The organism is Stieleria sp. JC731, assembly GCF_020966635.1.
Lineage (GTDB): Bacteria > Planctomycetota > Planctomycetia > Pirellulales > Pirellulaceae > Stieleria.
The window spans coordinates 1647303-1671599 of sequence record NZ_JAJKFQ010000001.1 but is presented as its reverse complement, the minus strand read 5'-3'; the positions used below and the strand labels follow the sequence as shown (position 1 = coordinate 1671599).

General features: G+C 54.4%; 19 protein-coding genes and 1 tRNA gene. 9 read left to right on the top strand and 11 right to left on the bottom strand.

The features are described 5' to 3' along the window. Window positions 1-178: 178 nt before the first annotated feature. Complete coding sequence (locus LOC67_RS05660; RefSeq protein WP_230261530.1) at window positions 179-1390, bottom strand: YdjY domain-containing protein; 1212 nt, start codon at window positions 1388-1390, stop codon at window positions 179-181. A 281-nt stretch (window positions 1391-1671) separates the two neighbouring features. Between LOC67_RS05660 and LOC67_RS05655 the strand changes: the two genes are divergently transcribed. Next, a complete protein-coding gene (locus LOC67_RS05655; protein WP_230261529.1) occupies window positions 1672-3651 on the top strand; it encodes a hypothetical protein in 1980 nt (659 codons plus the stop codon). After that, complete coding sequence (locus tag LOC67_RS05650; RefSeq protein ID WP_230261528.1) at window positions 3648-4343, top strand: YggS family pyridoxal phosphate-dependent enzyme; 696 nt, start codon at window positions 3648-3650, stop codon at window positions 4341-4343. The genes LOC67_RS05655 and LOC67_RS05650 overlap by 4 nt, the downstream gene beginning before the upstream one ends. Here LOC67_RS05650 and LOC67_RS05645 read toward each other — a convergent pair. The 6 genes from LOC67_RS05645 to rpsL form a co-directional block, all read right to left on the bottom strand. Further along, entirely contained in the window at window positions 4340-5176 is an 837-nt protein-coding gene (locus LOC67_RS05645; RefSeq protein WP_230261527.1) for a hypothetical protein, read from the bottom strand. The genes LOC67_RS05650 and LOC67_RS05645 overlap by 4 nt on opposite strands. Window positions 5177-5543: 367 nt before the next feature. After that, window positions 5544-6233, bottom strand: a complete 690-nt coding sequence (locus LOC67_RS05640; RefSeq protein WP_230261526.1) for a LuxR C-terminal-related transcriptional regulator — start codon at window positions 6231-6233, stop codon at window positions 5544-5546. A gap of 161 nt (window positions 6234-6394) precedes the next feature. Then, window positions 6395-7138, bottom strand: coding sequence for a DUF456 domain-containing protein (locus LOC67_RS05635; protein ID WP_230261525.1), 744 nt, complete (start codon window positions 7136-7138; stop codon window positions 6395-6397). Between the two features lie 110 nt (window positions 7139-7248). Then, window positions 7249-9342, bottom strand: coding sequence for an elongation factor G (gene fusA, locus LOC67_RS05630; protein WP_230261524.1), 2094 nt, complete (start codon window positions 9340-9342; stop codon window positions 7249-7251). Window positions 9343-9529: 187 nt separating this feature from the next. Continuing rightward, window positions 9530-10006 carry a 30S ribosomal protein S7 gene (rpsG, locus tag LOC67_RS05625; RefSeq protein ID WP_230261523.1) on the bottom strand — a complete coding sequence of 159 codons (477 nt, stop codon included), beginning with the start codon at window positions 10004-10006 and terminating at the stop codon, window positions 9530-9532. Window positions 10007-10082: 76 nt separating this feature from the next. Beyond that, a complete protein-coding gene (rpsL, locus tag LOC67_RS05620) occupies window positions 10083-10448 on the bottom strand; it encodes a 30S ribosomal protein S12 (protein ID WP_149496243.1) in 366 nt (121 codons plus the stop codon). Window positions 10449-10553: 105 nt separating this feature from the next. Between rpsL and tsaD the strand changes: the two genes are divergently transcribed. Next, window positions 10554-11576: a tRNA (adenosine(37)-N6)-threonylcarbamoyltransferase complex transferase subunit TsaD gene (gene tsaD / locus LOC67_RS05615; protein WP_230261522.1), complete on the top strand. Its 1023-nt coding sequence runs from the start codon at window positions 10554-10556 to the stop codon at window positions 11574-11576. Between the two features lie 33 nt (window positions 11577-11609). Here the strand turns inward: tsaD and LOC67_RS05610 are convergent, their stop codons facing one another. Further along, a complete protein-coding gene (locus tag LOC67_RS05610; RefSeq protein WP_230261521.1) occupies window positions 11610-12188 on the bottom strand; it encodes a class I SAM-dependent methyltransferase in 579 nt (192 codons plus the stop codon). Window positions 12189-12349: 161 nt separating this feature from the next. On the opposite strand from LOC67_RS05610, the gene LOC67_RS05605 reads away from it, so the two are divergent. The 3 genes from LOC67_RS05605 (at window position 12350) to LOC67_RS05595 (ending at window position 15005) form a co-directional block, all read left to right on the top strand. Then, window positions 12350-13966: an anthranilate synthase component I family protein gene (locus LOC67_RS05605; RefSeq protein ID WP_230261520.1), complete on the top strand. Its 1617-nt coding sequence runs from the start codon at window positions 12350-12352 to the stop codon at window positions 13964-13966. Window positions 13967-14175: 209 nt separating this feature from the next. Beyond that, a tRNA-Lys gene (locus LOC67_RS05600) sits at window positions 14176-14248 on the top strand. A gap of 385 nt (window positions 14249-14633) precedes the next feature. Further along, window positions 14634-15005, top strand: coding sequence for an endonuclease domain-containing protein (locus tag LOC67_RS05595; protein ID WP_230261519.1), 372 nt, complete (start codon window positions 14634-14636; stop codon window positions 15003-15005). Between the two features lie 5 nt (window positions 15006-15010). Here the strand turns inward: LOC67_RS05595 and LOC67_RS05590 are convergent, their stop codons facing one another. Continuing rightward, window positions 15011-19876, bottom strand: coding sequence for a DUF4011 domain-containing protein (locus LOC67_RS05590; protein ID WP_230261518.1), 4866 nt, complete (start codon window positions 19874-19876; stop codon window positions 15011-15013). Between the two features lie 201 nt (window positions 19877-20077). Next, window positions 20078-20392, bottom strand: a complete 315-nt coding sequence (locus LOC67_RS05585) for a hypothetical protein (protein WP_230261517.1) — start codon at window positions 20390-20392, stop codon at window positions 20078-20080. Between the two features lie 336 nt (window positions 20393-20728). On the opposite strand from LOC67_RS05585, the gene LOC67_RS05580 reads away from it, so the two are divergent. From LOC67_RS05580 to LOC67_RS05570, 3 genes are all read left to right on the top strand, one after another. After that, the gene (locus LOC67_RS05580) at window positions 20729-21100 is read left to right on the top strand and encodes a carbon storage regulator (protein ID WP_230261516.1); all 372 of its coding nucleotides are present in this window, start codon (window positions 20729-20731) and stop codon (window positions 21098-21100) included. Window positions 21101-21670: 570 nt separating this feature from the next. Further along, window positions 21671-22927, top strand: a complete 1257-nt coding sequence (locus tag LOC67_RS05575; protein WP_230261515.1) for a DUF1559 domain-containing protein — start codon at window positions 21671-21673, stop codon at window positions 22925-22927. 146 nt (window positions 22928-23073) lie between these two features. Then, window positions 23074-23232 carry a hypothetical protein gene (locus tag LOC67_RS05570; RefSeq protein WP_230261514.1) on the top strand — a complete coding sequence of 53 codons (159 nt, stop codon included), beginning with the start codon at window positions 23074-23076 and terminating at the stop codon, window positions 23230-23232. A gap of 95 nt (window positions 23233-23327) precedes the next feature. Here LOC67_RS05570 and LOC67_RS05565 read toward each other — a convergent pair whose 3' ends face one another. Then, complete coding sequence (locus LOC67_RS05565) at window positions 23328-24281, bottom strand: hypothetical protein (protein WP_230261513.1); 954 nt, start codon at window positions 24279-24281, stop codon at window positions 23328-23330. Window positions 24282-24297 lie beyond the last annotated feature (16 nt).

The following is a 24297-nucleotide window of genomic DNA, read 5'->3' as shown; positions in this document are numbered from 1 at the left end:
TCTGATTGAATCAACGTTATCGCCTGATGAAAGTTTGGCTTCACAGAACGGCAGGTCCACCGCCAATCGCGGTCAGCATTCAATACACCACCACCGGTCACGCCACTGGTCACGCTAGCGTTCGACCGGTCTGGGTCAGACCGGTCAGGGCTTGATCATCTACGGCGATCCAAGCGACTTAAGAGTTATCGCCTTCGTCTTCGCTTTTCGATGCGTCAGGCGATCGAGGAACATCGTCAGCCGTCGGCCGAACTTGATCCGGCGTTTCCGCATTTGGATCAGCGTCGTCACTGGGATTGGGCACGGGAACGAGAACCATCCGCACCGGAGTATCCCGTGCTGGGATCTTTGCTTCGAATGGTTCGAAACGTAGCGAGTCAGCATCGGCGCTGCTGCTAATAGCGACGTCCAGCATCGCACTGGAAAAGTTCGAAACGCAAATCATGTCGCCCGCGTCAGCTTCATAGTATTCCCGCTTGTCTTCCGGATCTTGCCAGAAGCCGCTGCCGGCAAAAACCCATTCAGTCTTCATCGAGGCGTTGGTATCCAAGTCGTGAATCCACTCGCGTGCGTCGGCTGTCTTGAATGCCCCATCGGCATCGTACCAGCAAACCCAAACGCGGATGACTTGGCCGGTCGGCGGCACAAACTCTGGACGAAACCGAACAGGTGTTCCTGGACTGGCCTCAACAGCCAGCAACGCCGCATGAACATCGCGCGAGCGACTTAAAGCTGCGACGATCGATTCGTGTTCCTTAGTCCCGACCGGACACGCAAACATCTCCAACGGGCCACGCGTCATCGCGACATAGCCATCGATGTAAACTCGCTTTTGCTTTGGATCGATCCACAAACGGCCTTCTTTGCTTAGCGACGTTGCTCCAGGGGGTGGCAAAAACGCTTTCTCGGCAATGTCTTCTGGTGAAGGGCCACGAGTCCAACCGGTTGTCGGTTCGCTCGTTTCTGATTCGGCTTCGTTCATCGCGGGTTGTGGCAAAGCCTTTCCAGTCGTCTCGGTTTGATTTGCATTTTCAGCCGAATCCCCCGCTTCGACTGATTCCCCCGTCGCGCTGTTGAGCGACATTTCGACGCCAGCAGTTTCGCTTTCCGTAGGTTCATCTGAATCGGTTCCGCTTTCCGCAGTTTTGACCGGGGCGGGCGCTGTCGTTTTCTCAACTGTTGCGACAGGGTTCTCCGTATCGGTCTCGCTGCTGGATTCCGGTTTCACAACTTCCATAGCAGGTTGCTGCTCCGACTGCGTCTCTTGGGAAGTCTCGCTTTGAGCAGTCGAGTTTGCCTTTAAGTCTTTCGCCGAGTCATTCCGGCTGCAGCCGCTGGCGAAAAATCCGATCAAGATGACGACGGAAAACAACGTTCGGATGGCAATCACAACAAAACCTCTTTTCAGTTGACGTCGGCACGAGCACTCGATCGCAGGCCGCGGCAATGTTCAATTTGGGGAGGTGCAAGACTGATCGAGACTAGGTAACTTGGGCAATCAGAATCGGGCGAATGGGTCTCTCCGCCGTTTCATTATGTTGATTGCGATCATCAGCCCTCAAGTGTTCGTAGCGTATCGCCTGCAGGTTGGATACCAAAGAGCACAATCGGCAGAAGCAGCGGGGAATTTTGCTCGGATTGAGAGCCCCTAATTTGAGTCGACACAGTCCAATGCCAGGCCAGTTGCCCGAAAAAGTCGAAACCGCCAACGACCAGCCCAAACTTGATTCGAACACGGAGACGCAAACACCGAGTTCGACGCCATCGGGCGCTGCAGTTGAAAGCGACTCAGTAACCGCGAGTTCGCCAGACCGTCAGCCTTGGCCCGACGTCTCGCCCCTTTCACCACAATGGACTGCATTAAAAAAACAAGTCCTGCAGCACTGTCGTGCAACCTCCGCAAAAACAGTTTTCGGCAAAGCAGCCAAGTCCGGCGAACTGTATCGCTGGGGACTGTCCATGGCGGATAATCAGCCTGGTGACGACGATTTATCCATCGACTTTTTCTCGCGTGTTGCTTGTGATGCTGCGGTTGGCGGCCACCGGTTTGCAGACATTGATCTCAACCGCATGCTGGCCGACATCAACCAGTTGGCAACGGAGCGGGGAAACGAATTACGGCAAGCGACCATCATGACAATGGTCGCCGCCGCGCTGCCGGGTTTGCTCCGCCATCTAGACGAATCGCGGTGGTGGGACCTGCTCGGCACCATCCAGGGATATCGAGAACATTGGGATCGACAGAACACCACACACCCGGCTTCGGCAATCGCAGTTGCGGAAATCGGATTGACGCTATCGATACTGCTGCAACCCTTGCCGTCTTGTCGTCGAATGCTCGATGCGGCCATCGCTTGGATCAGCGACTGGTCGCGCGAACCGGAAACGTGCATCCGCATTGCGTTGGAACACCCGGGTGAACTGCGATTGCAAGTTGCTTCGATTCTACGATGCCAAGCTTGGCTGGATCATCTAGCGGAAACGACGGCAAGTAAAAAGAAACGGCTGCTAAAACAGATTCAGCGAATCCAGAAAACACTCGACGAAATCGGCAAAGAGCTGACGTTCTGGATGCTCGCGTTGACTCGCGGTGACGGCACCGCCGGATTCAGTCGCGGTGGACGCGCATCACAAAAAGCAGATCTGGGGTCCAGTGGCTTGCTAAAGTCCGCTACCGAAATGAAGCCCGAACTGTTTGCTCCGGCGCTGAACAGTTTGCTCGGTCGACCTTCCACTAAGCGACGCTTGTCATGGATCAGCGAATTCCCAGAACCGCTCATGCATCACGAAGGTGCAAAGCTGGCATGCATGCTGCCCGAATGGGATAGCCGACGCGGGCGCGTCTTGGTGAACTACAAAGACGAGGATTTCCAGATCGAATTGTCAACCGGCAAGTCAGCCCTGATCAGCGGTAATCTGGAATGTGAAGTCATCGTCGATGGCCGTGCCAACCTGCCCACCGGCAACTGGGAACTGACCTGCGAATACACCGACGATGATGTTCACTATCTCGAATTCGAACAGCCCTATGAAAACGGCTTTTCAGTCCAGCGACAGGTCGGACTGATTCGTGATGACCGCTGTTTCTTTATCGCTGATGCGGTGATCCAAGAAGACTACTTGAGCGATGCATCCAAAGCACAAAAGAAGATCGAGTACTACGCCCGCTTCCCGGTATTCGATGGAATCGAATGCGTCGCGGATTCTGAGCTGAACGAGACGTTTTTGAATCACGAAACGTCGCAGGCTTTGGTCCTGCCCCTAGCGGCAGATGAATGGCGCGAAGCGCGAAGCGATCAAAAGCTTGCCATCACCAACGAAGGCAATCTGCTACTTTCCGATCACGGAACCGGGCAGTTGTTCTCGCCACTGTGGATCGACTTGTCACGTAAACGTTTCAAATCCCGTCGCACGTGGCGGCAACTGACTGTCGGCGAACAACTTTACGTGCTGCCTCGGTCGACGGCCGCGGCTTATCGAATCCAGTCTGGAACATCACAATGGATTCTTTATCGGTCACTGCACGAAGGCGGGCCGCGAAGCTTTTTTGGAAAGCAGATGATTACGGATTTCTTTGCCGCCCGATTTCACGCACACGATCAAAGCTGGGAACAGCTAATCATTGTCGAAGGGAATGAAGACCACCAGTGAATACGATCGATCTGATACGCAACAACTTCCGAACGGTTACCGAACAAATTCGCCAAGCCGAATTGGATGCCGACCGTGCAACCGACACCGTCCGACTTGTCGGCGTCACCAAGTATGTCGATGCGCCCACAACGCAGTGCCTTGTTGATGTCGGTTGCTTGGACCTTGGTGAGAATCGACCGCAGGTGCTCTGGCAAAAGGCAGAGACTCTTGTCGTGCCGCAAGACTTTCGCTGGCACATGATAGGTCATGTCCAGACGAATAAACTTCGTCGCTTGCTAAAGCACCAACCATTGATTCACTCGGTCGATAGCGAACGATTGCTGCTCGCGATCGACGAGGAATCAGAGCGTCAGGATCTGGTCACCGATGTGCTATTGGAAGTCAACATCAGTGGCGATGACAACAAAACCGGCCTGTCACCCGAAGAGACTAAACGGTTGGCATCGTTGAAAGCCTGGTCATCAATCCGCGTCTGTGGACTGATGGCAATGGCAGGTTGGGGGACCGAAGGCGAGGAGGCAACGAAGCAATTCACTGCTGTCGCTGAACTACGTGACAACCTGGAAAACGAACTCGGTGCACCGCTGCCGGAATTGTCGATGGGAATGAGCGGTGATTACCGCGAAGCCATCGCTGCCGGTGCAACAATGGTTCGCATCGGTTCGGCGTTATTTGAAGGTGTCCTTTAGGCGGCTTCCGCCGGTGTAGATTCCACTGGCGCAGATTCCGTCGGGGCTGGTGGCGCCGCTTCGGTATCATCCGCTGTCGGCGTTGATCCTGCAGGCAAATCCTCGGTTGGCAATTCTTCTGATTCCGAGGTCTCCTGTGTCGAATCGGCTTCGGTACGTTTGACTCGCAAGATGAACTTGCCGTCTTCGATGCGAATGTCTTCAAACTTCCGCATGAACTCAGCGTTCTCCTGTTTTTCATACATATCCTTTGCCAGGTTCTCCTTTCGAAAACCTTCCATCACTGGCTCGGGGACGGGCTCGCCGTTGACCGTTGCTTCTTGCATCGTGACGATCAAGACGCCGCCTTCCATCGAAACATCAAACGTTCCAGAGCCATTGAAGAAGCGACCTTCACCCAGCGGCATCCAGTCGAGTGGCATACTCACATCGCCTTTGACTTGATCGTCTTCGATACGAACAAAGATCCTGTCGCGCAGTCGTTCGTCGTCCGAAATCCATGCGTTGATGTCGTCTGCCGTCAGCACCAACTCCTCATCGGGCGTCTCACCGGCGTTCAGCTTTTCGCGGAATGTTTCGACTCGCTCGTTCAGCTCCGCCATTTGCTCTTCGCTGTATTCGACCGACTCCAATTCCATTGGCTCCGTCGATGTGTAAGTGTTGATCGCACCGGAAGCAAATTTGTAAACGCCGAATCCCGCACAGGCGATCATCAAAACGCACGCGCCTGCGGCGGCAAGACAACCGATCAAGCACCCTTTGCTCTTCCTATTCTGCTTGATCTCGTCGTCATAGATTGTGCCGGTGAATTGCGGCTCAAAAGCATTGGACATTGGTAGACAGCTAGCTTGGTGGTACTGATCAGAGCTTGGAAACGATTCAGACGGGTGGTGACCGGACAAACACTGCCGCATCAGTCATCTCTCGATGACCTTCAGAGTCGCCAATCCGCCCACGCCTGTGTTGTACCGTAAACTGACGTCGAGAGGTATGCGAATCCAGATCGCTCCGCTGCGCGTCCAGAATTGCCATAGATCAAAGGCGAACGAAGAAGGCGATGCACGAAAAACAGCAGTGCAGGGGACCGATCGCATGGAGTCGTCGGTCGAGCGGTTCGACCGTTAAGACACCGAATCCAACCGGATCGCACGCCTTTGCATGCGATCATCGACGAATCGATTCCCCTTTCGAAGGCAGCAGTTAGGCACTTCGTGAAAGCAGATTTGGGTTGACCTTGTTCGCGTTGACCGCTCGTCGCCAATTGGATTGACCGATGCTCTGTAGAAGCGACCGAAGCAACGAATGCTCCGCCAATTGGGACACCAACTCCGCCGCGGAGTCGACACCATAGTGGTCCATCAATGAGGCCCGCCGACGGTCGACTGTTCGCTCGGAAACTTTTAACTCGTCTGCGATTTGGCGATTCAACATGCCCGCGACGATCCGCTCGGCTACTTGGTGCTCTTGTTCACTGAGCGATCGATTAATCGATTCCAGAATCTCCAATCGCGCGACCATTGTTTGATACTGCCGAACTTCATCGGTCACGTCGACTACAACGCTGTGAAACCTAACCTCGCCGTCAACAACAACACGCTGACGTTGCTGAGACAGGATACGAGACTCCTGATTGGCACATCGCACACACAGCAAAACGTGACTGGTGTCGTTGTTCCCAAGAAAGGTCAGCGTCTCGTTCAAATGACTGTTGGGGGCCAGCAACAGACTGAGCGGTTTGCCTGACAATTCGGAGGGATCGTACCCCAAAATGTCGGATGCTGAATCGCTAACCGTCGTGATCACTCCGCTCTTGTCTTGTGACATGAACATGAATGGGGCAACGAAGTCAGCAATCCGTGGAAGATCTAAGGTGGCTGATAGATAAGACATATCTCTTCTCACTCGGATTTTCTGGTTCCGAGTAAGAGGAGCAACACAAGGGAGGACTATCCGCCGCCCAACCCGCAAACAAATGCGAAAAAATCCATTTCTTATTCGCCATCACAAGTTTGCGGAGATGCCACGCACCAAAAACAGCCCTACAGAGGGGATCAAACAGCCAACGCAACCAGCTCGGCAACGATGATCAACGATCCGATGCTGAACTTGCCGAGCGTCCCAAACAGCTTGCCGACAAACGCAGCCTTGCCTACGGTCCAATTTTCGGTCCACTTTCGTCCATCAGTCCATTCTCCGTACATCGCTCCGGCCGCCGCTCCGATTCCTCCAAAGACTATCGCAGCGATCGCCTGTCCGATGATAGGCACTGGCACTCCGACGATTCCGCCGATGATTGCACCCAGAATTGATCCGACGATTGAGTAGACCGTCGACTTTGTGCTGGCGCCAGCTTTCTTCGCACCAGCTGCTGAAGCGAAGAACTCGATCACTTCGCCAATGAAGGCGATCGCGAAAGTGACGATCAATGTCACGACACCGATCGCTGGCCGACCCTCTTGCGGGCCGACCCAGACGTATCCCCCGAGCATCAAGACACAAAGCCAATTTCCCGGCAGGGTTATTAGGTTAGTCAGCCAACTCACAATACTGGCCAATACCAGCAGCACTGCAACGATCGCGACACCGGTAGCCGACCAAGGTGTCGTCTCTGCGATGACCATCATCAAGTCATTCATTTCAGTTCGATTCAGCACGATCGCATCGAGGGGCATCAAAAAGTCACTCTCTACTCCGCTGACCAGTGTGACAAAACGTAGTCGACTGAAAACAACGCGATCTTCACGGAGTGAAAAGCGACAACGGAAAACGAACAGGCTGCCAGTGCTTCGTTCCAACTCGATTTTAGGATTAGCCGTATCGCATTAGCCACGGTTTTAGTGCAGTAACTGGGACTAACGCCCGTCGACTGATGACCCGAACCCGTATTTTCATATCGAACGAAGCACTAGTACTGAAACGCTTCCAGGTCTTCTTTCGGAGCGGGCTGATAACCGAGTGGTTCCATACTGCTGCCGGCGCGACCTTGGCTTAGACTTCGAACCGCGCTGGAATAGCCAAACAACTCCTTCAGCGGTGCGTGCGCAGTAATCACGGTCATCGCACCACGACTTTCGGTCGCAGAAATCAGTGCACGTCGCTGCTGCAAGTCGCCGACCAATTCACCCATGTAATCTTCGGGTGTGGTGACTTCGACTTTCATCACCGGTTCAAGCAACACTGGCCCGGCGTCATGAAGGGCTTTGTCAAAAGCATCACCCGCTGCGATTCGGAATGCGATTTCGTCACTGCCTTCCTCATGCACTTCTGCGTCATATGCTTCGATACGAATCCCTGACAGTGGGAACCCGGCAAGGACACCACCACCTTCGGCGCGATCTCTCAGTTCTTGAATCGCGGCCGTACGCACATCGTTCGGCAGTGGGCAGTCCGGTGGCAAGCGATCGAAAACCAACGGCGGCGAAGACGGATCGTCCGTGGGCTGAACGCGCACCTTCAGTCTCGCAAACATCTGCGACGATCCGATTTGACGATTGCACATCCCGGTCACGTCTGCTTTTCCGCCGATCGTTTCGCGGTAGTTCACACGTGGCTTATAGAACTTGACGTTCAATCCAAAGTCACGGGTCAAACGGTGCTGAATCACTTCGAGGTGCAATTCACCCATTCCGCTAATCAACGTTTGGCCAAGCTCCTCATTGTCGACCGCTTTGAAGGTCGGATCCTGCCGACGCAGCATCTCTAACGTTTCCTCAAGCTTCTTTCGATCACCGGTGTTCTCCGGCTCGATTGCCATCGACAACACCGTGTCAGCAAACTTGATGCTCGGAAGTTCGATATTGTCTTTGGTGTCACAAAGCGTATCGCCTGTGATCGCGAAACGTGGCCCAATCAAACAGCAGATGTCACCTGCACCCAGCGATTCAACTTGGCCATCGCGTTCTTTCTTCGACGCATGGATCTGCCATAACTGCGCGACGTTTTCTTTCTTGTCGCGGTTCGGGCAATAAACCCGCGAGTTTTGCTTCAGCGTGCCACTGTAAATCCGGATCCAGTAGTTATCGCCAGTCTTAGCTGGCAGAATCTTAAACACCAACGCGCTGAAAGGTTCGTTTGAATCCGGCTTGCGAGCCAATGTCTTGTCAGTCTTCTTGGGATCGACACCTTCGACAGGCGGTCGGTCGAGTGGACTTGGCAAGTAGTGTCCGACCGCTGTCATCAGCGGCTGAACGCCAATCCCGTGAAGTGCGGAACCGCAAAGAACCGGTTGGATGGTTTGCTCGATACATCCTTTGCGTAGTGCGGATCGGATGACATCGACAGGAATTTCCTTGTCCTCCATCACCAACGCCATCGCGTCTTCGTCGATTTCGCAAACCGTCTCCAGCAGCTGCTCGCGCCATAGCAGCGCATCGTCCATCAGCTCTTCGGGGATCTCGGTTTCAGTGACCGACTTGCCTTCCGTTTCTGGATCGAATTGCAATGCCTTCATTTCGACCAAGTCGATCACACCGCGAAACGGATCGTTGACATGTGACGGACCTTGCCCAACGGGCAGCTCAATCGCGACCGGACGTCCACCGAGTCTTGGTTCGATGTCGCTAAAGACCGAATCGAAGTTCGCCCCTTCGCGATCCATCTTGTTGATAAAGACGATCCGAGGAACGTTGTAGCGATCCGCTTGTCGCCAAACAGTTTCACTCTGCGCTTCGACACCTTCGCGTGCCGAAAAGACTACTACCGCACCATCGAGCACTCGCAGGCACCGCTCGACTTCGGCGGTGAAGTCCACGTGACCTGGGGTATCCAACAGGTTGATGTTGTACTTCTCCCAGTTGTATTTCACACAGGCACTAAAGATCGTGATGCCGCGTTCCTGTTCTTCGGGATCGTCATCGGTATCGGTCGTCCCGTGATCCACTCGGCCCACACGGTGCTTGGCACCGCTAAGGAACAACATCCGTTCGGTGACAGTTGTTTTACCGGCATCAATGTGGGCGATGATTCCGATGTTTCGCAGTTTGGTAATGTCAGCGGACATGGGTGCAAGTCAAAGAACGGTAGATGGGGAATGTCTTGATCGGTGCGCCGCCCGAGACCGACGCAGCCAATTGCGATAATTTATGTTGGGGAGCGGATCAAAAAAACCGCGACATCGGCGTTTGCGTGCCGAAGTCGCGGTTTCCAGTTTGTATCGTCGTGTGGGTGTTCGTGGCTGTTGGGCCCGATCACCATGCGAAGTGCGAGAACGCCTTGTTGGCTTCAGCCATACGGTGTGTGTTTTCGCGTTTGGTGTAGGCAACACCTTCTTTCTTGAAGCCAGCCATCAGTTCGTCAGCCAACTTCAGGTGCATTGGGCGACCTTTCTTGCTGCGGACAGCTTCCAACACCCAGCGAATCGCCAAGCTCTGTTGACGAGCTCGGTTCACTTGCATCGGAACCTGGTAACTCGCACCACCGACTCGCTTGCTGCGAACTTCGATGTATGGCTTGATGTTCTCGATGGCTTGTTCGAAGATCTCGATGGGCTCTTGGCCGTCGGTACCATCTCGCTTGGAAAGGTCTTCCAAGGCGTCATAAAACACCTTTTGCGCGACGGTCTTTTTGCCGTCCAACATTAGGCAGTTGATGAACTTGCTTGCCAGCAGCGAACCGTGTCGCGGGTCGCCTTTCATCTGCTTCTTACTTGCAGTGATCCGTCCCATTTCAGATCTTTTCTATACGTTTGCGTTGTGTCGGAGATAACTGTGAATGCGATTCGTAAACGAACGCGGGCGGCGATTACTTCTTCGCCCCGTAACGGCTGCGTGAACGCTTACGGCCTTCAACACCCAATGCGTCACGGCTTCCGCGAACGACCTGATAGCGAACACCAGGAAGGTCACGAATCCGTCCACCACGAACAAGAACGATCGAGTGTTCTTGTAGGTTGTGGCCTTCGCCAGGAATGTAGACGGTGACCTCTTTTCCGTTGCTCAACTTGACCCGCGAGATCTTTCGCAGTGCCGAGTTCGGCTTCTTGGGGGTCATCGTCCGTACTTGCAAACACACCCCTTGCTTTTGGGGGCACTTCTCCAGAACGGGCGACTTACTTTGTCTGCGTTTGGTTTTGCGTCGTTTTCGGACGAGTTGGTTGATCGTTGGCATGAGGTTGGATTGCTAAAAATTCCGTACGTTTTCCGTGTATCGAAGCGTGCAAGTATCGGGCCAATGGCGTTGGTGTCAAGGCCTGATTCGCGTTAAGCTCTTACTATGACAATTCTCACACTTGAATCGACTTGCGACGAGACCGCTGCGGCCGTCATTTCCGACTCCGGAGCGGTTTTGGGACAGTGTATCGCGACCCAAGAAACACTGCACGAGCGTTTCGGAGGAGTCGTCCCCGAAGTCGCCGCCAGAGCTCACCTGGAACGAATCCTTCCCGTGATCGACACCGCGATCACTAAATCCGGCGTGACCGCCACAGATTTAACCGCCATCGCCGTTGCCGACCGCCCTGGACTGGCAGGTTCTTTGTTGGTCGGCGTTGTCGCGGCAAAAACTTTGGCCGTAGCTTGGCAAAAGCCGCTCGTTTCTATCAACCACCTGCACGCCCATTTGTACGCCTGCCAAATGGCCTGCAGCGAAAGCGTTTACCCCTCGATTGGTCTGGTGGTCAGCGGAGGGCACACAAGTCTGTACCACTGCACCAGTCCGCTGGACCTGGATTACCTGGGCGGCACTATCGATGACGCCGCCGGTGAGGCCTTTGATAAAGTCGGCGCGATGCTGGAACTGGGCTTCCCCGGCGGCCCGGCTGTCAGTCGCCTTGCCGAATCAGGAAACCCCAAAGCATATGACTACCCGCGATCGATGATCGGCGATCCGGGATATCGATTCAGCTTTAGCGGATTAAAAACGGCAGTCCGCTACACCATCGCCCCGCCACCGGCAAAAATCGTCTCCGCAGCACACCTGGATCAACAGGCCAAAGCCGATATCTGTGCTTCCTTTCAAGCCGCAGTCGTCGACGTCCTAGTCCGCAAAAGCGTTCGAGCAATCAAGGAGCACCAGGCCCAGCACCTGATCGTCGGCGGCGGGGTCGCGGCAAACCCTGAACTACGCAAGCGTCTGACTGAGGCGGCAGACAAGCATCGATTCAAACTGGTCATCGCCCCACCCGAGCTTTGTACCGACAATGCGGCGATGGGCGCGATCGCCTTAGAAAAAGTCAAACGGGGCGAGTTTGCCGACTTGGACCTGGATATCACCGCAGGATTGCAACGCGGCTTTTAAGCGATTGAGTCGAATCCCGCTGGCCGCCACCGATCATTTGGCACAGCGGTAAACGAACGCCGGTGGCAAATTTCGCCAAACCGTGTGTGAACGTTCGACCTTAGAAAAACTGGAACGCAGCAACTTTGAAAAGCGCCGGCCCGCCGGTAGCACGACGCCTTGCCAATAGGCGAATGTGGCGAAATGCGCATTGTCGGCCATCCGCCCCAAAGTCACGTCCATGATTTCACGCTGCAACGATTCCGGGAATGAAGCCCATGGCAACCCGCAAAGCACGGCGTCGACTTGACCAATTCCCGCTTGATCGCAGATCGCGTCCAAGTTGGTCACGCTGTCTTCAACGATATTGGCTTCAGGACAACGCTTTCGAGCGATCGAGACCATTTCCGGGCTTCGCTCAATCGCCACAAACCTTGCCTCCGGATGCAGTCGAGCGACGACGGCTTCGGTAAAGACACCCGTTCCGGGTCCGAACTCGACGACGCCGCGGACAGAATCCCAATCGAACGAGTCGACCATCGCATGAACAAGGCCAGGGCTGCTGGGGGCAATCGCGCCGACCTTGGTGGGGCTCTTGGCGAACTCTTTTAGGAATGCAATCGATTCTCGCAACCGCTCTACCACCAATGTTGACGCTTTTGGACTCACTAGACACCACGACGTGACTTCACAACTTGAGAACATTCGTTTCAGACGTCAACCTATAGGCAACCCACCGAGAATTTCTCGACAACTTTTTTAGCCGCTCGAATCACCGCGACTTCCACCTGCCAATGCCACTGGTCACCCCGCTCGACAGTTCACTCGATCCGGTGGCAATCTTCCGATCCCTGCGACCACTTAGACGCCGCATCTGGCTGGATTCGGGTGCCGGAACAAGCCCGATCGGAAAGCCTTCCCGCGATGAAAAGTCGCCGCCCAGCGAGGCATGCGACCCGCACGCGAGATACTCGTTCTTCACGGCTGATCCAATCTTCGAATTGCAAGCCAATCCGGGTGACGAAGATCCCTGGCCGGAGCTTCGACGATTGGCCGAGTGCCTGCCCAGCTGCGATATCGCATCTTTAGCAAGCGATGCTTCGAGGTGTGATCAAGACGAACAAACTTCAGTTCAAGCACTGCCTCCCTTCCAAGGTGGATTGGCTGGGATCATCGGCTACGAATCATCTCGCTGGATCGAGCCTCATGAACTGGCCGATTGCCACCTCGATCAAGTCGATGACTTGCCCACCCCGGCAATGTCCTTTGGCCTATTCGACTGGACGATCGCCATCGACCACTTCGAGTCAAAAATCTGGTTGATTTGCCAAGGCTGGGAAAAGGCGATGTTCAGCGACACCGCCTTTGATGACGCGAACCAACAGACTTACTGCCAACAGCGAATGGCGATCCTCGCCGCTGAACGACGCGATCAGATACTGTCTCTGATTCAGCAGCACGTCGACCAAGCGAATGAAAGCGACGGCCCGTGCGCTTGTTCGGATTCTTTCTTGGAACCTAACGCAGAAACACGTTCCGGTGTGACTAACAATCTTGTCAGCAGCAACTTTGCCGACGGCGAGTTCAGAAGCTCTGTTGGTGAAATTGTCGAAGGCATCGGACGCGGCGATTCGTTCCAAGTCAACCTGGCGCAGCGTTTAACGGCTCAGCAAACGTGCTCTCCCGAAGAGCTTTATTTGTCGCTTCGCGCTGCCAACCCCGCTCCGCAGTCCGGGTTTTATGATGGCGGATCCTTTCACGTCCTAAGCTCATCACCGGAAGGGTTCCTGCAAATCCGTGACAAACACGTTGTCACCCGCCCCATCAAAGGCACTCGCAAACGGACCGGAGACGAATCGATCGATCGGCTACTTGCCGAGGAACTGATGTCGAGCGAAAAAGAGCGGGCTGAGAACATCATGATCGTTGATCTGATGCGCAACGACTTGTCGCAAGTTTGCACCGATGAAAGCGTTCAAGTCACACAGCTATGCCAACTTGAGCGTTATGAATTTGTGCAGCACTTGGTCTCGGTTGTCGAAGCCGACTTAAAAGAAGACGCCAACGTGGTCGACTGCTTGCGAGCCTGTTTTCCCGGCGGCAGCATCACCGGTGCACCGAAGATTGAGGCGATGAAGATTATCGCCAGGCTAGAGCCCAATCCACGAGGCCCCTATTGCGGCTCGATGGGCTACATCAGCTGTTCCGGGCACGCGGATTTCAACATCTTGATCCGCACCATCACCGCCACCGCGGGCGGACTGCAAATCCCGGTCGGCGGCGGCATCACCGCCCGCAGCGAGCCTGCAGCCGAAGAAGCCGAAACGTGGGCCAAAGCCGAAGGAATGTTGCGTTCGTTAGGCCCATACGAGGTGAAAACAGCTCAATTTGCTGGAGATCTTGATCAGTAATTGACGAACGAAAAGCCGATCCAACTCGGTCACGATGGTTTAAAAGGGCCCATCCAGACATTGAGCCCCGGGAAATCCATTGAAACGACTTCCGCGACGAGCAAGGATTTGCTAAAACCTCGCCCGTCGCAAGGCGATCCAACCCGCCAGCGAAACAATCGCGAGCGTTCCCATCTAAAACCAGCCGGAACGTTCACCCAAAGCGATACGCCCCTATAGCTCAGTTGGTAGAGCAACTGACTCTTAATCAGTGGGTCCTAGGTTCGAGTCCTAGTGGGGGCACTGCTGGTATCGGGAATGGCGTTCTAGCCTTCCAGTGCAAATCGCCGTGGCTGATTGAAATCGGCCGACCAACCGCAGCGATCGCCATCGTGGTTCAGAGTACTGGTGGATTCGAAGTCAGCCCCCTCACCCCCGGCCCCTCTCCCCCAAAGACTTCGCGGTTGAGTTGGTTCGTGTGGTCGCGTCTTTCTCGCGAAGCTTTTGGTGGAGAGGGGAGCCAGTATAAAAATTACGACCGCAAGTTTACTTTCCCATCCAGTTTACTTTCCCATCCAGGCTCCCCTCTCGCCCCAAACTTGTTTGGGGGAGAGGGGCTGGGGGTGAGGGGGCGTTATGATGATGCTTGTTGCTGTTTGAAGTTGAGGTCTTCAGATAGGAGATCGGCATGAAACGAACGACTCGCCGGCCAGGTGCGATTTCGTTTGCTCGTGATCAGCGGGCTCGGGCAAATGAGCTTGCTAACGATGTGTGGCAAATGGTTCGCGGACGTCGTTGCTGCGGTGAGAAGTTCCGGCGCGAGTATCCGATCGGACCGTACTGCGTCGACTTTTGCTGTGTCGCGCTGAAGCTTGTTGTTGAAGTCGACGGCGAAGAACACTTCACCGACGAAGGGCGCGTGCATGATCGGAAACGCGATCGATACTTGAGGGAGCTGGGGTTTGAAATCGTTCGTTTTGAAGGCTATCAGGTCTTGAACGAGCCCAGGATGGTTCGTGATTGCATCGTGGCTGCCATTCGAAAACGGCAATCCGACTGAACTCCCTAGCAGGCCCTTGACGTACGGGGAGCGACGAAAAGGTTTCCGGCGCGATCTTCTAGGGCGGCCTGGCTGAGTAGGTGATCGATCTGAGCTTCGATGTTCGTTTGCAGCGTTTTGCCGTTGCTGATTCCGAAGAGCTTTGCGACCGAAGTGAATGTCTCCGCCATGTCAGTGCCGATCTGATTTTCTACGACGATGACAATCGCGTTTCGTAATTCTTCCGGCGAAATGAAATCGGTGTTCCGCAACTTCGCGTTCTCAAGTTCTTTGCGATAGCGAACCGGGAAAACTTTCTGGTCGGTATGATAAACAAAGTCGCCGCGTTGAATGACCGAACCGGCGTTCTGCATCTGCTGAATCGTTTCTGCCAAGCGACTCTTCAGTGCGTTGGTCAGCCTGCCTTGACCGCACAATGCGATCATGCGACGGCCGATCTCGTCGATGTGAATCGGTGATTCGGCAAGTATCACTCGCGAGACCATCGCTTCGAATGGCGAGTCCTTGAGATCGTTCGGCCCGGTCCCAGAATCAGTCGGTTCAGCGGTCGTCTCGACGTAGTCAATACGCAGTGATTCGTAGCTATCCTCTGCATCGACCGGTTCGTGTCGCTCAATCGCAACCGGCGATTTCTGGTTAGCGTCTCGCTGCTCTTGACGGGCCGCCTCGGCGAGATGCTCACCTTCGTCAATCTTCTTCCAATGCTGCTGCGCAAGCCCCAGGGCTTCGATCGTTTTTTCGATCTGTTCGTCAGGACGTTGAAACCAGTCGGTGCTCCAGATGCGGTGGATATGCCAGCCACGTGCTTCGAGCACTTGCTGACGGATCCGATCACGGTCACGCACCCAACGGGCACTGTGATACTGCGCACCGTCGCATTCGATTCCCATCAGATATCGACCACCACGCTGTGGATCACGAATCGCTAAATCGATAAAGAAGCCACCGACACCAATCTGATGATCGACCTCCAAGCCACGGTTGCGAAGGGCTTTGGCAACCTGTTCCTCGAACAAACTATCGGCATCGCCATGGGAACGTGCCGCATCGAGTCGACCATGTTCGGCATAGTGCAAAAACATTTTCAATGCCGCGATGCCTTCACTTTGCGTTCTTGAAAGGTCGATATCGTCGGACTTGATCGAAGCGAAGACGTGACAAGCCGAAGCCGCTCGGCTGATCAAAACATTTAGACGCCGTTCGCCGCCTTTGCGATTGAGGGGACCGAAGCTATGAGCAAAATAATTGTCTTTGTCACGAGCGTATCCGATCGAAATGAAGATGACATCGCGCTGGTCCCCTTGGACGTTTTCTAAGCTCTTTACGAAGAAGGGCTCGACTCCGCCGGCGCTGAAGAATTCTTCGACAGAGTCATCTTCTTTACGACGTCGTTCGATTTCATCTCGAACGGCGTCACGCTGGGCCGCACTAAAGGTCGCAACCCCCAATGACAAGTGTGGAGTCTCGCGAGCATGCTGCAGTACTGCATCGGCAACCGCTTGAGCTTCGATTCGATTGGTCCGAGACCCACCACGATCGTAGCAACCGTCACTGACGTATCGAAAACGCAGTCCTAGATCTCCGCCCTCGCTGATCGGACTGGGAACGATATAAAGCCGATCGTCGTAGAACTGGCGATTGCTAACGGCGATCAACGATTCGTGGCGACTGCGATAGTGCCATCGCAACATTCGACTTGGCAATCCGCGAGCTTCGCATAGCCCAAGAATGCTTTCCAAATCGCTTGCGCTGCTGACTCCATCGTCGTCATCGTCAACGCGCTCGTCCCCCATTCGTCCGAAAAAGTCTGTTGGTGGCAGTTGTTTTTGATCGCCCACCACGACGATCTGCTTGCTGCGTGCGATTGCCCCCAACGCATCGACCGGCTGCACTTGGCTAGCCTCGTCGATAACCAACAGGTCAAATTCGACAGCGCCCGGCTCCAGGTACTGCGCCACCGAAAGTGGACTCATCATGAATACCGGTTTGATCTTTTGAATCGCACGACCGGCTTCACGAATTAAACGCCGCAGAGGAATATGCCGGCGTTTCTTGTTGGCTTCATGCATCACGACGCCGACCTGACCACCGTCAGCGGATCGGGCAGGCAATTGATCATGGTGCTTCCTTGCCACGTCGACTCGGCTGGCTTCGATTCGGGCAAGGTCTAAATTGGCGAACCGATCACGTAGCTTTTCATAAGTGTCACCGTGGAAGTTCGCTAGGTCGGGTCGTTCCTGCCAAGCCTTCGCGATGATCGCATCACATCGCACCAATTCCAACTGATCGGCGACGGTTCCAGAAACGAAGTTTCCCAATTCAATGTCATCGGCAAAGGCAGCCAGTTCGGCGTCACGGAACTTATTGATTCGCGCCATCGTGGCCAAGTAGTGACTTAGCTGAGCCCCCGCGTCCTGCCATGCAGTCAATCGATCGGTCCATGCGGCCAAGTCGGTTGTGCGAGAATCGCTGCATCGAAACGCTCGTTGAAAATCAATTTTCAAGGTTGCTGACAACGAACGCAAGCTTTCATCAATCTCTTTGAGAAGTGATTGAATCTGTGCGAGTGGCCCCTGCAGTGCGTTCGGTTCGGATATCGCCGCCACAAGTCGCCGAGCGTGTTGCTGGGTTAGCTTTGTTTGCTGCCCTTCATTCACCCAAGCCACAATCGCTTCGCACTTCTGAACATCGGTCGCTTCACCAGCCCAGAGTGATCCCAACATCGCACGTGCGGCTGCGTCAATCGATTCAACTTGGCGACTCGATTTTTGAATCGCGATGATACTATCGATTAGCGTTACTCGTGCATCGGCGTCCTTGGGCAACGGCGCCGCCAAAACGCCTCGCAGAGTCGCGATCGCATTCCTGTATTGCCCGTTGAAAATCCTGAGCCAGCTTTTTCCGTGTGCCGCGATGGCGATCCTAGCGGCGGACCAATCGACCGTGAACGCAATATCGTTGACCGTTTCGCCGAGTTCCTGGCGGGCTTGTTGAAGCTGCTGAACCGCTGAGAGCTGACTTTGGATCTGATCGATCCCGTTTTCCCAGGCATGATTGTCGATGGCGTTCCGATCGCCGAACTTTGGAAACCGCATCACGTGACGTGCGAGCTTGGCCACATCAACGGTCTGAGCAAGGTTGCTTGCCGGAGGAAGTCCCAATAAGCCGGCTAATTCAGAGTTGGCTTGGCGAAGCTTTTCGATCTTGTCGGCAATGGGTGAAAGCGAAGTTAACAGCCGATCAACGTTTGCCGGTGTCATCGGCGTACAACAAACGCCATGCCAGGGGTTTGCCTGCGGCGTTCCGGAAGCTTCCAACAACTGGTCAAGTTCTTTGGCCAAGTGAAGAAACTCGCCAAAGTCTTCGGGCGACCAGTCACACAGTCGATTCAGCCGGTAAGCAGGAACCGTTCGTCCGCGTTGTTGCAGCGTCAACCAACGCCCCATTACTTGATATGGAGACCGCCCGCTGGTGCCCACCGGAGTGTGCAGCACATGATCGTGCTGCCGCAGTCGGTGAGAAGACTGGCGAAGTTCGTTGGCAATGCTACTCGGCAAAGCGGCTGGCGCACCAAGTTCCAATGTATTTTTTAGATCTTCGATGATCTCTCGTTTGCGAGCTTTGTGGCTATGCAGTTCCAACGTCATCGGGCCGAGGCCAACAGCATCGAGTCGTCGCTTGACCACGTCGAGAGCGGCCATCTTTTCGGCGACAAACAGAACCCTCTTGCCAGCGTGCACCGCTGCAGCGATCGCGTTGGTAATTGTTTGCGACTTTCCGGTTCCTGGCGGACCTTGAACAACGAGATTGCGACCACGGATAATCTCTTCGATCACAACCGCTTGTGAGGAATCGGCATCGGTCACGTGGACGACATCTGCCGGGTTGATCATTTCATCAATCGGCTCGTCGTCACCGCACAGGGGCGGCAGGGCACTGCCAGGCGAAAAGCCTTGTCCCAGTAGACCTGCGATCAAGTCGTTGTCAGCCAAACTTGCTTCTTCAGGCCAGCTCGATGGCGACAAATCCCGGAACATCAAAAACTTGGTGAAGGAAAAGAACCAAAGCAAGATCTCGTTGTCCAAGACTTGCCATCCTTCACGACCGTCGATGCATTGACGGACTTCATCGAAGTATTGCTTTGGCGTCCAGTCCGGTTCTTCGCTGACGTCTTCTGGCAAGTCGGGCAGTTGCAAATCGAAGTCTTGACGCAATCGAGCTTGAATCGAAAGGTTTGTCACGACATCGGCATCGCGGAATTTCAAACGAAATTTGGTTTGCGCTGAGTGACGCGACATTTCGACCGGCAGCAGCAGCAATGGCGCGTACCGATTGACATCCGACGTTTTTGATTCACGCCACAGCAAAAATCCACAGGCGAGATAGAGGATGCTGACGCCTTGTTCTTCTTCGGCGCTGCGTGCTTCGTAGTAGATCTTTAGAAGGCGATCGTCGAGCGAATCGGCTGCAACCTGCGTTTGCAAAAAACGGTCGGTATGGCGTTCATGCACAGCACCTTCATCAACCGATTCGTCGCCTTGAAGGTCTACGTCGCCTGGTCGGTCGTCATCGGCGCGATTGGGCAGCGGGCTCTCGTCTGCCGAATCGAACTGACGGAGAAACTCGTCACGTTCCCGATCGTCGTCCTCCGTGTCAGTCGCCGAAGCGGAGTCGGCCACGGCGTTTGCGGACAAGAACGACATCGTTTTGCCTTGGCGAACTAACAGATCAAATAATTGATCGCTTCGTTCATCATCGATCTGCAACCAAGACTTTCGCTTGCCCTCCAGGGGCGTATGGATCAGTCGGTTGCGCGCGGTCAGTTCTAAGAGATCGCGCCTAGTTTTTTCGATGACCGCTTCAAGTTCCACTTCCAATCCCCCCCGGATCGCCAAACATATTTGTCTAGGCGAGCATACTACCACGGGTGGTCGAGGCGATTTGACGATCGCTGAGGGGCACCGGAATTCTTAATCTAGAAATCCCAAAAGAACCGAATGATCGGTCTGAACCGGTTGGGAAGAATTGACGGATCATCGCACAAGCAAGTTGCCGCTTGTGCGAGCGACGTCTCAGCCAGCAATCGCTGAGAAGATCTTCAGCTCAGCTGGTTTGGTCTGGTCCGCATAGGACGGTTGCTGTTGATCACCACCAGACCGAGTGGTCGGGGCTGCATTCATCAAGCTGCTGGTGAGGGTCATCTTCAGAGCGGTGGCTTGATCGTTCTCGATCACAACGCGGCTCTGAACAAACCAACCAACGTGTGGCGAGTAGTTCTCTTGTCGCAAAACGAGCTGCGATTGACTGCCGGATTCGCTTTCTTGAGCGAGGACTAGCCGTGTTCCTTCCGCCTGGCCCGGAAACACATTCAGAATTCGATTGCTCATAGACAAATCTAAGACCGCGAAGAATCTGCGAGTGTGCTGGTTTTGAAAACAATGGTTTTGAAAATGATTCTCATTAAGCCCTAGTCTACCGTATTCCGTTCGTCGGTCAATATTTCACCGAGTTGTAAAGTCTTCTTACAGTGAATTCGGTTTTCGGACGGGGCCCAAAAAACGCCAAATCACGTAAGCCCTTACCCAAAAACAACTTAAAAGCGAATCACGACAAAACTGTTGTTCGGTTGGCACGGTCTATGCAATGCTCCGCAATCACCACGGATGGTCGAGGTTGACCTCCGTCTTCATTCTCTAAGGCCGCCATCGGCAAAGGAAACTGCCATGCTCGTTCTCTCACGCAAAACCGACCAACAGATCCACATCGGCGACGACATCACGATCACTGTTGTTCGTGTCGAAGGAAATCGCGTGCGAATCGGTATCGACGCTCCCCGCGAGCTACGAATCGTTCGAGGTGAACTGGAACCCGTCAAGGAAACGATTGAATTCGAGCTCAGCGAGCGTGAATTGGCGTTTGCTCATGAGCAAGAGCCGAAGCGGGCCTCGAATGCCAACAGCGCCGACGCTGAAGATTCGGACGCACAGGTCTATACCGGCAAAGTCTCCGCCGATGGAAGCAAAGTCCAACTAAAAGCCGAATTGGCCAACCCTGTCCGTCGCTCTCCATTGGCAGGATTCGTTTCGGCATCGTGATCGCTCATCTGCCCCCCACTTCACCGCGAAAGGAATCGCGGCATTTTTCTTCTCTTGTCGTTAGGTCGTCTGGACGCAGACGTTCGTGATCGACCAGTCAACTGCGACAGTCTCTTTTCTATAACGCTACGAATCGATTGCATGCGTCATAAGTCAGCCAGGCTTTGGACGCTGAACGATCAATTGATGGCGGCCGAATAGGTGACCATCAACGTTACCGAATAGCACTGAGCTCGTTTTTATCGCTAGCAAACGTTTGGGCAGCTCTGTGCGGCACTTCGCGAGTGTCGTTGTTCTAAATGCAGCCATCTGGATGCAGTGAATGGATCGATTGCCAATTGATCAACGATCAGCCAATTGGTCACCACAAGCCACAACGGATCCTCGAAGTGGCTGGAACCAACGTTACGAACAATGGTTTTGCTCAAAAGACGATTGTTCAACTGTATTTGCGATTAGTGAATAAAGCCGACAACAGAACGGTTCGCCCGTCCCTCACAGGTGTTTGACCTTCCGCCAGTCCGTAGCCGGATTGGGGGTCTTATTTAAATACCACATCTGAGGTGCGAAATGAGAACAGGTTCTCAAAACAGGAACCGGCAGGCATTCACACTTGTCGAGCTTTTGGTTGTTATCGCGATTATTGGAATTCTCGTTGGGCTGTTACTGCCCGCCGTACAGGCCGCACGTGAAGCGGCTCGGCGAATGAGCTGCAGCAACAACTTCAAACAAATCGGATTGGCGATTCACAACTACCATTCCACCTATAAGCAGCTGCCGATTCATGGCGCTGGAACCTACGCCCAGCCTGGACGCGATATTTGGGATACCAACCCCGGACGCGAGTTGTCATCCAATCGCAGGCTTTCTTACTTGGTCGGGCTCTTGCCGTTCGTTGAACAGCAAGCGATCTGGGACCAAATTTCACAACCACTGGCGATCAACTCCGACGGTTCTGCTCACACGCCGCCTTGGCCTGCGATGGGACCGCACCCAGACCGAGTTCAATATCCGCCGTATGCTGCGGAAATTCCAACATTGCGTTGCCCAAGTGATCCCGGTCGTGGATTGCCGGCACTAGGACGCACCAACTACGCCTGCTGTGTGGGCGATTCGGCGGTCCATTCGCGTGACCCCTATCTGAATATCGATGAAAAGGGGGACGACGCAACGGTGACGTTCCCATATTCAGCCGACAACGGACACGCGACGCAGAGCAACGGTTCGCAGCGGGGCATGTTTGTGAACTGCCGAAACATGCGATTCCGCGATGTGCTCGACGGCTTATCCAATACCATCATGGGCGGTGAAATTGCCACCAGTTTGAATGATGCCGATTCGCGAACGGTGCTTCCAACTAACACCGGTGCTCATGCGGCTCCATCGGAAAAGAACGAGTGCCGTTTGGATCCCATGTACGCAGAACCTTACTTGAATCCTGAGCGACCTAGGTTCTGGAGCACCGACAACGGATACGCGTTCAACACCACTTGGGGTCGTGGCTTTCGTTGGCATGACATGATGCCTCCGTACACTCAGATGACCACAGTCCTTTCGCCAAACAAGTTGCTCTGTTCGGATGGACGCGATCACCGCGATGTGGTCTCACCGCCGTCGAGCCGTCACCAAGGTGGCGTCCATGTCATGATGGGCGACGGAGCAATCATCTTTATCACCGATTCGATCGAAGCGGGTAATCCGCGCGCTCCTCAGGTTTCGCATCGCGCCGGATCGCCACCTCCAGGAAGCCCCAGCCCGTACGGCTTGTGGGGATCACTGGGTTCACGTGATGCGTCCGAAGTCATCGACGAACCGTTGAATCAATAGAGGTCGGTTAAATCCGTCGAGGTCAGGTGACTCGATCGAAGTCAGGCGAGCTTGACCAATGCGATTCCCCACGGTCCACACGTGTCTTTCATGGCACGCGTGGATCTTCCGTCTGTATTACGCCCAAAGTGAAAGGAAATGAATTGATGAAGTACCTGTTGTTGTGTGGTTGCCTTGTGTTCGCGGCTGGCTGTTCATCCGAACCGACCAATGTGGTCGGCGACGCGGACGCGCAAGCCCTTGCGGACTATGAAGCCGCGCTTGCAGAAGCCGATAACATGCAAGCCAGCGATGCAGAGAAATAGTCGCTCGGCTGAAGAACTGCCGAAGCATTCGACAGCCAGCAGATCCGTCTGCTGGTTTTAGATTCGAAAAGCGAATCGCGAAGGCCGTTCGCTGATCAAGCGGCCGCGCGACCGTTTTGTCGCAATCGCAGTTCTTCGTTTTGCAAAACGTTTCGATGCGAATTGCCGTCCAGTGCGGCGGCGATTCGCTGTTCGACGCTGCGACGCATCGCCTTGTGATACCCCACCGAAGCGGCAAAGAGGGTGATCAGGTTCATGAAGCTTCGCTGCTGAACCAAAGGGTGCGGATCGAAGACGAGATGGCTGTCGCTCCCAAAGGAAAACAGCTTGCCATCGATTTCGCCGACACCTTGACCATCGACTTCAACCTCAAAGTCGGCTCCGATCGACAGCCAGTGGCGTCGCATCACGATGTTCCACATCTGATCTTCGCTGTGATAACAGAAGCTAAAGATGGATGGGATGCGAAAGGTACGATGGTTCTGTTGGACGTAAGTCACATAGTCGCTACGCGCCAGCATGACGGCCATCGTTAGCAGCGTCTTGCCGGTACCGATCGAATTATGAACTTCGGTTGCGGTGATCTCTTCAATGGTCCCACACCAGCGAACGCTTTCACCCGTGGTGCGAAATAGCTTTAGCACCAAACGGCGAGTTTGGATATCGCCGCTTTGCATGTTCATGATGTCGTCTTCGGCAAGCTCGTCTTCCAAACGCTGCTTTTGTTTCTCCGTCAGTCGTCCGCTGCGTTTGATTGTCCGTTTGACTTCGCTGCGTCTTTTGTCCTTCATCGACTCCAGACAGCTATGCATTTCCTCGGCATCGGGTTTCCAAATGTCTGTCCGCAAACCAATGAGGTGGGTCTTTTCCCAATCGCCGTTGTCTTGATTGAGTGTGTTGACGGTGCCAACACAATCCATGTTCTTTGTGAAATGGTTCGTGTCGGCGGTCTTTAGACGCTGCAGCAGTTCGACGTTGCTGGCGTGGACACCGGGCAACGCCCACATATCAACGAAGCGTTCGCAGCCACGCAGTTCTTTTCCAGCCATGGAGTTAAGTTTCGTT

Bases quoted from the DNA above. Each gene is read 5' to 3' on its own strand.
- LOC67_RS05570 (WP_230261514.1), top strand. From the start codon at position 23,074: ATGAAGTACCTGTTGTTGTGTGGTTGCCTTGTGTTCGCGGCTGGCTGT.
- LOC67_RS05605 (WP_230261520.1), top strand. From the start codon at position 12,350: ATGCCACTGGTCACCCCGCTCGACAGTTCACTCGATCCGGTGGCAATC.
- LOC67_RS05585 (WP_230261517.1), bottom strand. From the start codon at position 20,392: ATGAGCAATCGAATTCTGAATGTGTTTCCGGGCCAGGCGGAAGGAACA.
- LOC67_RS05595 (WP_230261519.1), top strand. From the start codon at position 14,634: ATGAAACGAACGACTCGCCGGCCAGGTGCGATTTCGTTTGCTCGTGAT.
- LOC67_RS05655 (WP_230261529.1), top strand. From the start codon at position 1,672: ATGCCAGGCCAGTTGCCCGAAAAAGTCGAAACCGCCAACGACCAGCCC.
- tsaD (WP_230261522.1), top strand. From the start codon at position 10,554: ATGACAATTCTCACACTTGAATCGACTTGCGACGAGACCGCTGCGGCC.
- LOC67_RS05640 (WP_230261526.1), bottom strand. From the start codon at position 6,233: ATGTCTTATCTATCAGCCACCTTAGATCTTCCACGGATTGCTGACTTC.
- LOC67_RS05580 (WP_230261516.1), top strand. From the start codon at position 20,729: ATGCTCGTTCTCTCACGCAAAACCGACCAACAGATCCACATCGGCGAC.
- rpsG (WP_230261523.1), bottom strand. From the start codon at position 10,006: ATGGGACGGATCACTGCAAGTAAGAAGCAGATGAAAGGCGACCCGCGA.
- rpsL (WP_149496243.1), bottom strand. From the start codon at position 10,448: ATGCCAACGATCAACCAACTCGTCCGAAAACGACGCAAAACCAAACGC.
- LOC67_RS05565 (WP_230261513.1), bottom strand. From the start codon at position 24,281: ATGGCTGGAAAAGAACTGCGTGGCTGCGAACGCTTCGTTGATATGTGG.
- LOC67_RS05645 (WP_230261527.1), bottom strand. From the start codon at position 5,176: ATGTCCAATGCTTTTGAGCCGCAATTCACCGGCACAATCTATGACGAC.
- LOC67_RS05575 (WP_230261515.1), top strand. From the start codon at position 21,671: ATGAGAACAGGTTCTCAAAACAGGAACCGGCAGGCATTCACACTTGTC.
- fusA (WP_230261524.1), bottom strand. From the start codon at position 9,342: ATGTCCGCTGACATTACCAAACTGCGAAACATCGGAATCATCGCCCAC.